Origin of the sequence: Haliea sp., assembly GCF_041395985.1 — a bacterium.
Taxonomy (GTDB): Bacteria; Pseudomonadota; Gammaproteobacteria; order Pseudomonadales; family Halieaceae; genus Haliea.
The window spans coordinates 326,716-336,169 of record NZ_JAWKZJ010000005.1; the positions used below are offsets into that span (position 1 = coordinate 326,716).

Consider the following 9,454-nt stretch of genomic DNA (forward strand, 5'->3'; position numbering starts at 1 on the left):
GTGATACCACCGACCCGCTCACCGTTTCCCTGGCTGTGGCTTGGGTACTCCCTGCTGCTGGTCTACGGCACCTGGTTCCCGCTCGACCGCTGGGACTGGGCACTGGGAGGCTGGCAGGCTTTCATGGCCATGGACTGGCCAAAACGGGTGGCCCGCTCGGACTTTATTCTCAACCTGATCGTGTACCTGCCCTTCGGACTGCTGGCCATGCTCTGCCTGCGCGGGCCGTTTGTGCGCAGACTGCTGCTCGCAACAGCGGCGGCCACGGCGCTGTCCGCCAGCCTGGAGTTTGGTCAAACCTACCTGCCCGGGCGGGTGAGTTCACTGGCAGACCTGCTACTGAACAGCGCCGGCGGGTTCCTCGGCGCGCTGGGCGCCGGACTGGCCGTGCGCCTGACGCTCTCCAGACGGCTTACCCAGCGCGTGCTTGCAGCACTCCGTGACCCCGCTACCGGCAGGCTGGGCCTGCTGGCGCTGGGCTGCTGGATCCTCGCTCAATGGGCCCCACTCGTGCCCAGCCTCGATATCGGCAACCTGCGCGCAGGCCTGGCCCCCCTCAAGGCCACACTCACCGGCAAGGCACCCCTGAACAGCGCCCAGGTCGTCAGCTATCTATTCATGCTGTTTACCGTGGGCACGCTGCTGCTGAGCGTTCTTGCCCCCGTCCAGCGCCGCCTGTCCGCTGTGTGTGGACTGCTGGCGCTGGTGTTGGCAGGCAAGATTCTGGTGCTGGGACGGGTACTGTCGGCCGAGGCACTACTGGCCTTCGTCTGCCTGATCCCGATATTCTGGCTGTTGCGCACCGCCTCCACCGGCCTGCTGCGCGGATTGCTGCTGCTGTCGCTGACCGCCTTCCTGATAGAGGACGCGTTGCTGCCTGCGGAGGGCAACAGCGCATTGCGTACCATCAACTGGATACCGTTTCGCGGTCACATCAATAGCGTGCACGGGGTGGTCAACCTGCTGGAGACCCTGTGGGTGTTCATCGCGCTCGCCTGGGTCACCTACCCCTGGAGCCGCAACCGCAACCTGCGCACCGTGCTGGCCTGCCTCATTGCTGCCGTTACCCTGGGGCTGGAGTGGTGGCAGCAATTCGTGCCCGGCCGCTACCCCGACATCACCGACGCACTGGTGGCGACGGGCGGCTGGTGGCTGGCCACGGTCTGGCCCTGGCCCGTTGAGCAGGACCCACAGCGTGACCAGGGACAGCCGCCCACACCAGCTGGACGCCGCAGGGGCGGAAAATCGGGATTTCCCCGGCGTCACCGCGTGTTGCTGCTCGCCGGCGCCAGCCTCGTGGGGCTGTTGGCAGGCCTGTACGCATACCTCGCCCGGGAGGACATTGCACCTTACGCGCTGCCGACAATTGAACAACTCCCAGCGCCCACTTTTCCGTCCTGGCGACAGGCGCATCCAAGGCTGCCGGCACCGACAGACCAGGACATCGCCCTGCTGCGCGCACACCATCCGGCCTTCTGGGAGCGACACCGGAAAGCCGCGCGGGAAGGAAAACTGTACTCACGGATTCTCATGGCCCTTGTAGAACCCGGCTCCGTGGATCTACAGGCCCTGCACACGGACTTGATGGCACTGCAACCCACCTGGCGTGGCCACGAGCAAACCCGTCCGCTGGCGCTGGCCTACGACTGGCTGTACGCACAGTGGACGCCAGCGCAACGGCAAAGCCTGCTCGCCAGCGTGGAGGCAGCCTGCGACTACCAGATTCACGTGATCACCGACAAGTACGCCCTCTCGCCGTACAACGTCTACCTCTACAACAGTCCGCTGCAGGCACTGATGATGGCCGCCATCGCCAGCCATGGTGATAGTGACGGCGACCGTTGCATGCGATTCACCGCAGACTACTGGCGCCACCGGGTACTGCCCGTGTGGCGCCAGGTGATGGGCTCCACAGGTGGCTGGCATGAAGGGGGAGAATACATCGGTATTGGTATCGGCCAGGCGGTGTACCAGTTGCCCGCGCTGTGGCGCAACGCCACCGGCGAGGATCTCTTCGCCCGCGAAGCGGGTATCCGCGGCTTCGCCGATTTCGCCCTGCACAGGACCCGACCCGACGGCACCTACATTCGCAGTGGGGACGCGGCGCACTTCCGTCGCCGTATTCCGGACCTGGCACCGCTGGCCCTGGAGGTCGGGCACCGCGCCGCCTATACCCTCGCCGCGCCAACAACGCCGCTGCGCCCCCTGTCCTGGCCCTGGGGCCCCCTGGCGCAGCCCGGCTTTGCGGATACGACTGCCCTGCAGCGCGAGCCCACCAGCCGCTGGTTCGACGGCATTGGACTGCTGCTGGCGCGCTCCAGCTGGAGCGAAGACGCCACCTTTGTAACCTTTCGCGCGGGCGACAACTACTGGTCACACTCACATCTGGACCAGGGAGCGTTCACCATTTTCCGCAACGGAGCACTGGCCATAGACAGCGGCCTCTACAACCGCTACGGCTCTGAGCACCACATGAACTACACCTCTCAAAGCATCGCCCACAACGTCATCACGGTCACCGACCCGGAAGACACTGTGCCCATGCCACCCAAGGACGAGGGCGGCTCCAGCCGCGCCATCGCCAATGATGGCGGGCAGCGGCGAGTCGGCTCCGGATGGGGGCGCGCGGCACCGCTGGACTTCCAGCACTGGCAGCAACAGGCCGAGCAGTATCGCACCGTCGGTGAAGTGCGCCACGGAGACGAGCGCGGCGTGTCCTGGGTGGTCGCAGACCTCACCCCAGCCTATACCAATGCGGCTTCAGGCAAGGGGGACTTTTCGGCGCGCCGCCAGCGGGTGCGCAGCTACCAGCGCAGTTTTGTCTTCGACAGAGAACAGCAGGTCATCATTGTCTACGATCGCGTGACGGCCCACGATGCCAGTTTCCGGCAAAAATGGTTACTGCACAGCGAACTCGAACCTGAACTTCAGGGCAGGGACTTTCGCATCGCGGCACCGCTCAACCCAGGTGGCCTGCGCGGACAGCTGCATGGCCAGGTCCTGCTACCAGAGGATGCAAACCTCACCGCCATCGGCGGGTCGGGACTGGAGTTCTTCGTAGACGAACAGAACTATGACGAGGGCGGCACGCTACAGGCAACCGCCCAGCGCCTGCGCCGCGAGCGTGGTGCCGAACCCGGCGCCTGGCGCCTGGAACTGCAGCCAGGCCGGGAGGCTGAAACCCAGGAGTTCCTCGTTGTCATGCGCACTACCGATTTGCAATCCCTGGCACAACCGACGCAGCCGATGCTGGCGACACTGACAACAACGAACGATACCTTGACGGTGCAACTGCCCGGTGCACAGCCGTTGACGGTGCAACTGCCCCGGGGCATGGGAAACGTACAGCTGCAGCGCCGTCGTTAACAGCGCCTGCTTTCCCTCAGTGCAGGTTCAGGTCGGCGACCAGCTGTTCCAACAGGCCGTCCAGTGCTCCATCAATCTGTGCATACACGGCCTCGAAGCCCTGCCAGTCACCGAAATAGGGGTCCGCGACTGGCCGGCCTGCCGCGGCGCCCGGCTGATAGTCCCCCAACAAGCGCACACGCTGCAGCGCCACACTACCGGCAGCCAGTTGCGCGAGCTCCTCGCTATGCGCGTGCTCCATGACCAGAATGTGCGTGCTGCGCTCAAGCAGGGCTGGGGTTGCCTGGCGAGCGCGTATTCTACCCAGTGGAACACCATAGACCTGCGCCAGCCTGACAACCCGAGGATCGGGAGGACGCCCGAGCTGCCCGGGACGCGTCCCCGCAGAGGCCACCGCAATCCGCCGCCCCAGCCCCATGCCACGCAGACGGTGACGCAGCATGGCTTCTGCCAGCGGTGACCGGCACACATTTGCGGTACACACAAACAGAACACGCAACTGCGGCCGCCACCAGATCACCTGTGTTCGCCCTTACGCCGCCTCAAGGGGCAATCCGATCAAGCAATTGATGCACCCAGGTCACCGGTATCACATAGCTGATGCCGGAGGGGCGCTCGAGCACGGACTCCCGGGATTCCTTGACGAACACGCTGTTCACGACGCCGATCACCTTTCCGGTTGCCGGATCGTATACCGGACTGCCGCTGTTGCCCGGGTAGGCTGTGGCGTCGAGCTGGAAGACATCGAACGGGTTACGCATGCGCTGCAGCTGCACGGCATTGAGATCGCGCGCGGCGTCGGCGGTGCGTGCAACGGGAGTGATCGCTGACACCATGCCGCGATGAGTCACGGGATACAAACCCAGCACACCGCCGATCGGAAAGCCGGTAAACGCCACCGCATCGCCCTCACGAACACCGTCGGAATCGCCCAGGGTCAGTGTCGGCAGCGGGCTACCGGTGATTCGCAGAACAGCCAGATCATGCACAGGGTCCTGTGCCGCAATTTCAGCCGGGTGTACACGGGCCTGGCGTCCGCGCCCTGAAAACACAGCCAGCATCTGTTGATTGTCGTGGTCCAGCAGTTCCGGAAGGACATGGTAGTTGGTCACGATCAACTGGCCGTTTCCCACCACGAAACCGGTCCCACGCAAACTGTCCGGGCGCCGATCCCCGATCGGCTGGCGCGGCGGATAACTCGTACCCACGCCGACAATGGCCGGGCGCACACGCTCGATCACATCGGCCAGCGACGCCGCATTGACCGGCACCGGCTGCATAAGGGCAACGATGCACAGCAGCGCAGCGAGCGCGGGCACGGAGATCAGGCGAAAAAAAATGCTCATGGCATCACTCCTGTGACAAGGGCCTGCATCCTGCGCCGCTTCAGGCTTGCCCAAGCGGCTTTTGCAGGCGACACTGCAAACCTGTGACCATAGTCCAGAACCATCAGGCCGCGCAACGGCGGCAACGCTGGCAACCCCTGGCAAGGAGAACCCCGGGTGACAGATCTTATCCATGAGTTTATCGCACGCGGCGCGCACGTGCAGGGCGACCGACCCGCATTGTTGTTCCGGGACGCGGTGCTTTCGTACGCGCAGGTCTGGGATCTGGTGAGCAATGCCGCCAATGGCCTGCTCGCACAGGGACTCTGTGCGGCAGAACGTGTCGCCATCTATTTGCCGAAGCAGCCGGAGACCGTCGTGGGCATTTTCGCCACGGCAGCTGCGGGTGGCTGCTTCGTTCCGGTCAATCCGGTCCTCAAGCCGCGACAGGTGAGCTACATTCTGCGCCACAGCCAGGCCCGGATACTGGTCACCTCGGCACAGAGGCTGCAGCAGCTGGCGGCGGAGCTGCCCGACTGCAGCGACCTGCACACACTGGTTCTGGTCGACACACTGAGCGGCGAGCGCCGGGAGGCGCTGGCACGTGACCTCCCGGGGCTGACCATCATCGACTGGCAGGATCTGCTGGAAGCGACTCCCCTCCCGCGCCACCGGCGCATCGACACCGACATGACCGCCCTGCTGTATACCTCGGGCAGTACGGGGAACCCCAAGGGCGTAGTGCTCTCGCACCGAAACATGGTGGCCGGCGCACGCAGTGTCGCCGAGTATCTGGAGAACACCCCTGAAGATCGGCTGCTCGCGGTGCTGCCTCTCAGTTTTGATGCCGGCCTGAGTCAGATCACTACCGCGTTTTCCGTGGGTGCCTCGGTGGTACTCATGGACTACCTGCTGCCGCGCGATGTGCTGAAAGCCGTGGCCCGCTATGAAGTAACGGGGCTGGCCGCAGTCCCCCCGCTGTGGAACCAGCTGTTGCAACAGGAGTGGCCAGCGGAGGTCGCCACCAGCCTGCGCTACGTCACCAACACCGGAGGCGCCATGCCGGTCGCGAGTACGCGGGCCCTGCAACAGAAACTGCCGCGCACCCGCATCTTTCTCATGTATGGGCTCACCGAGGCCTTTCGCTCAACGTACCTGCCACCCGAGGAACTCGAGCAACGACCCCAGTCCATCGGCAAAGCCATTCCCAATGCAGAAATCCTGGTGGTGAACGAGGCCGGCGAGCTCTGCGCTGCCGACGAGCCGGGCGAACTGGTACACCGCGGCGCCCTGGTCGCCCTGGGCTACTGGAACGACCCGGAGAAAACCGCGGAACGGTTCCGGCCCGCACCGGGGCAAGACCCGGCTCTACCGCTGCCGGAGCTCGCCGTGTGGTCGGGAGACCAGGTTGTGCGTGATGCAGAGGGCTACCTGTACTTCGTTAGCCGCAAGGACGATATGATCAAAACCTCGGGCTACCGGGTCAGCCCGACCGAGGTGGAGGAAGTGGCCTACCTGTCCGGCCTGGTTGCCGGCGCCGCTGCACTGGGCCTGACACATGTGCAGCTCGGGCAGGCCATCGCGCTGGTCGTCACGCCCTCTTCCCAGGCCAGCAGCGCAACCCTCGAGCGGGACCTGCTGGCATTCTGCCAGCGTGAGTTACCGAATTTCATGGTGCCCACGAGGGTCATCGTGCGCGAAGCACTGCCCCATAACCAGAACGGAAAAATTGACCGACGCGCGCTCAACGCCGAGTATGCAGGCCTGTTCGAGGAGCCAACAGCATGACCGACCCGCAAGAAACCGAGTCCACTTCGCCACCGGAGCGCGGCCGTCCGCAGCATGCACCGCAGCAGCACTTCCCCGTTATCGACAACTGCCTGCACATCGGCGGGCGGCCAATCACGGCACTCGCAGCGGAGGCCAACAACCGGCCTTTCTACGCCTACGACCGCAACGTAATGAAGACGCGCGTAGCGCAACTGCGGCAACAGCTGCCCGAGGCCATTCACCTGCACTATGCGATCAAAGCCAACCCCATGCCCGCGGTGGTGCAACACATGGCCGGGCTGACCGATGGACTCGATGTCGCTTCCGCCGCCGAGTTGGCAACAGCACTGGCCACGGGCATCGCGCCCCGGGACATCAGTTTCGCGGGCCCCGGAAAATCGCTGGAGGACCTGCGCGCGGCCGTGAGCGCCGGTGTCATTATCATTCTCGAGTCCATGACGGAGATGCAGCGAGTTGCCGAACTCGCTGCTGAGTTCGCGACCACACCGCCCGTTGCCATCCGCGTCAATCCCGACTTCGAACTCAAGGCCTCTGGCATGAAAATGGGCGGCGGACCCAAACCGTTTGGTATCGACGCCGAATTGGTGCCGCAGGCGATGGCACGCGCCGCCGATCTGGGCCTCGATCTGGTGGGCCTGCATATCTTCAGTGGATCACAGAACCTGAGGCCCGAAGCGCTCATTGAAGCGCACGACAAGACCTTCGAGCTCGCCCTGCGGCTCGCGGCACAGGCCCCCAGAAATTTCCGCTGGCTGAACATTGGCGGCGGTTTTGGCGTACCCTATTTCCCGGGAGAGGTGCCGCTTGACCTGGCGCCAGTGGTTGAAAATCTGCAACGGCGCATTGACGAAGCGCTACGGGAGCTACCTGACGTCGAACTGGTCATGGAGCTTGGACGTTACCTCGTCGCGGAGGCCGGCATCTATGTCTGCACCATCACCGATAAAAAGGTCTCTCGCGGCCAGACCTTCCTGATCACCAATGGTGGGTTGCATCATCACCTCGCGGCATCCGGCAATTTTGGCCAGGTAATCCGCAAGAACTACCCTGTGTGCATTGGCAACCGCGTTGCGAGCGAGCGAGAGGAAACCGTCAATATTGTCGGCCCCCTGTGTACCCCCCTGGACCTTTTGGGGGAACGCATGCCGTTGCCGGCTGCGGACATCGGGGACCTGGTGGTATTGTTCCAGTCCGGTGCCTATGGATATACGGCCAGTCCACACCTGTTCCTGAGCCACCCGCAACCGCTGGAATTCTTCGTTTAGCGGTTGCGGATCTGAGAACCCTGTCACAGAATATAACATTCTCCCTGTACTAATGCCTGCAGCTGCTAGAGTTTGAAGGCTGGCGGACGTTCGCCTTCATCAAACCGCGCGAAAAACAGAACATGCACAGTATACTGGGGCCAGACCACCATGTTAGCGAGTAGCCTGTTGGGAACCCGACGCGTTTTCAAGCACCACGTTCACGTTGCCTACTACTGGCTGGCATTGCTTGATGCTGTATTGTTTACCGGTGCCTGCTACCTGGGGACCTTTCTGTACTTCCTGCGCGACCAGGCGTTGCTGGACTCCCATCTGGAGACGCTGCTGCCCCGCGCCCTGGTGTTTGCCATCACCACCGTGCTGGCCATGACCTCCCTTGGTCTCTACCAGCCTCGCCTGCGCGAAGGACTGAATGGCATCCTACTGCGTGTTGCGGGGTCTTTGGTGCTGGTGACCATCGCCATGGCCGCCACATTCTATCTGCTGCCCTCCCTGCATCTGTGGCGCGGTGTACTGGCCTACTCATCCGTCCTGGCCTTTACCTCCTGCCTGATCACGCGGGTGATTTTCGCCAACACCGTCGAACTCGAGCAGTTCAAGCGCAAGATCCTGGTCCTGGGCACTGGCCAGAGGGCACTCAACATCGCAGAACGTATGCGCCGCAAAAGCGACCGTCGCGGCTTCCGCATTGCCGGCTATGTCCGCACGGAGGGCGAGGACACACTCGTAGAGACAGGGAGCGTATTCACCCCGAGTGAACCCCTGCACGATTATGCGCTGGCACACGACATCCGCCAGATTGTCGTGGCCCTTGATGACCCCGGTGCATTGCCTGCGGAGGAGCTGATGCATTGCCGCACATCCGGGATAGAAGTCGTCAACATTCTTGATTTTTTTGAGCAGGAAGCGAGCAAGATTCTGGTAGAAGAAGCGCCGCGGGAATGGTTCATTTACTCCGATGGCTTCGCCGCTGGCGGCGCCAAGAATCGTGGCAAACGCGCACTCGACCTGCTCGCCGCCTTTTTCCTGCTGGCTGGCACCTGGCCTCTGATGCTCCTGACAGCACTGGCGATCAAACTGGAAGACGGGTGGCGGGCGCCGGTCATTTTCCGCCAGAAACGCGTGGGCCTGAACGGGCGTGTGTTCGACGTCCTCAAGTTCCGCAGTATGAGCGTGGACGCGGAAGGCGACGGCAAGGCGCGCTGGGCGACCACCAATGACAGCCGGGTAACGCGGGTTGGGCAGGTCGTTCGCAAACTGCGCATCGATGAACTGCCACAGATCGTCAACGTACTTGTGGGGGACATGGCACTGGTAGGGCCGCGACCGGAACGGCCGGAGTTCGTGCGCGAGCTGTCCGCGAGTATTCCATTCTTCGACAAGCGCCACTGTGTGAAGCCCGGCATTACCGGCTGGGCCCAGCTGAATTACCCCTATGGCGCCTCCACACGCGATGCCCTGCACAAACTGGAGTACGACCTCTACTACGTCAAGAACCAAAGCCTGTTTCTCGACTGCCTGGTGATTCTGCAAACTGCCGAGGTGATTCTGTTCGGCAAGGGTGCCCGCTAAACCCGCCAAAAGTGCGTTACCGTGACGGCGAATGTGACGCCCCTGTTACCCAAATGTGTCAGGTTTTTTAATTCTGCAGCCGGCTGTTTGGCTTGTGATGCCACCTCGCATTAGGTAACCTCTTGAATTCAATTT

6 protein-coding genes are annotated in these 9,454 nt (G+C 63.2%); 4 read left to right on the forward strand and 2 right to left on the reverse strand.

The window, feature by feature from the left end:
- Complete coding sequence (locus R3E49_RS11780) at nucleotides 1-3,366, forward strand: VanZ family protein (protein WP_371295228.1); 3,366 nt, start codon at nucleotides 1-3, stop codon at nucleotides 3,364-3,366.
- 16 nt (nucleotides 3,367-3,382) lie between these two features.
- Here R3E49_RS11780 and R3E49_RS11785 read toward each other — a convergent pair whose 3' ends face one another.
- Together R3E49_RS11785 and R3E49_RS11790 are read right to left on the reverse strand one after the other, a co-directional pair.
- Complete coding sequence (locus tag R3E49_RS11785) at nucleotides 3,383-3,886, reverse strand: low molecular weight protein-tyrosine-phosphatase (protein ID WP_371295229.1); 504 nt, start codon at nucleotides 3,884-3,886, stop codon at nucleotides 3,383-3,385.
- Between the two features lie 22 nt (nucleotides 3,887-3,908).
- A complete protein-coding gene (locus tag R3E49_RS11790) occupies nucleotides 3,909-4,712 on the reverse strand; it encodes a S1C family serine protease (protein WP_371295230.1) in 804 nt (267 codons plus the stop codon).
- 156 nt (nucleotides 4,713-4,868) lie between these two features.
- On the opposite strand from R3E49_RS11790, the gene R3E49_RS11795 reads away from it, so the two are divergent.
- The 3 genes from R3E49_RS11795 (at nucleotide 4,869) to R3E49_RS11805 (ending at nucleotide 9,319) form a co-directional block, all read left to right on the forward strand.
- The gene (locus R3E49_RS11795; RefSeq protein WP_371295231.1) at nucleotides 4,869-6,479 is read left to right on the forward strand and encodes an acyl-CoA ligase (AMP-forming), exosortase A system-associated; all 1,611 of its coding nucleotides are present in this window, start codon (nucleotides 4,869-4,871) and stop codon (nucleotides 6,477-6,479) included.
- A complete protein-coding gene (locus tag R3E49_RS11800) occupies nucleotides 6,476-7,747 on the forward strand; it encodes a pyridoxal-dependent decarboxylase, exosortase A system-associated (RefSeq protein WP_371295232.1) in 1,272 nt (423 codons plus the stop codon). Before R3E49_RS11795 ends, R3E49_RS11800 begins: the two co-directional genes overlap by 4 nt.
- 150 nt (nucleotides 7,748-7,897) lie before the next feature.
- Nucleotides 7,898-9,319, forward strand: a complete 1,422-nt coding sequence (locus tag R3E49_RS11805) for a TIGR03013 family XrtA/PEP-CTERM system glycosyltransferase (protein WP_371295233.1) — start codon at nucleotides 7,898-7,900, stop codon at nucleotides 9,317-9,319.
- The last annotated feature ends 135 nt before the right edge of the window (nucleotides 9,320-9,454 follow it).

Coding starts and splice junctions, on each gene's coding strand:
- R3E49_RS11790 (WP_371295230.1), bottom strand. CDS start 4,712: ATGAGCATTTTTTTTCGCCTGATCTCCGTGCCCGCGCTCGCTGCGCTG.
- R3E49_RS11800 (WP_371295232.1), top strand. CDS start 6,476: ATGACCGACCCGCAAGAAACCGAGTCCACTTCGCCACCGGAGCGCGGC.
- R3E49_RS11805 (WP_371295233.1), top strand. CDS start 7,898: ATGTTAGCGAGTAGCCTGTTGGGAACCCGACGCGTTTTCAAGCACCAC.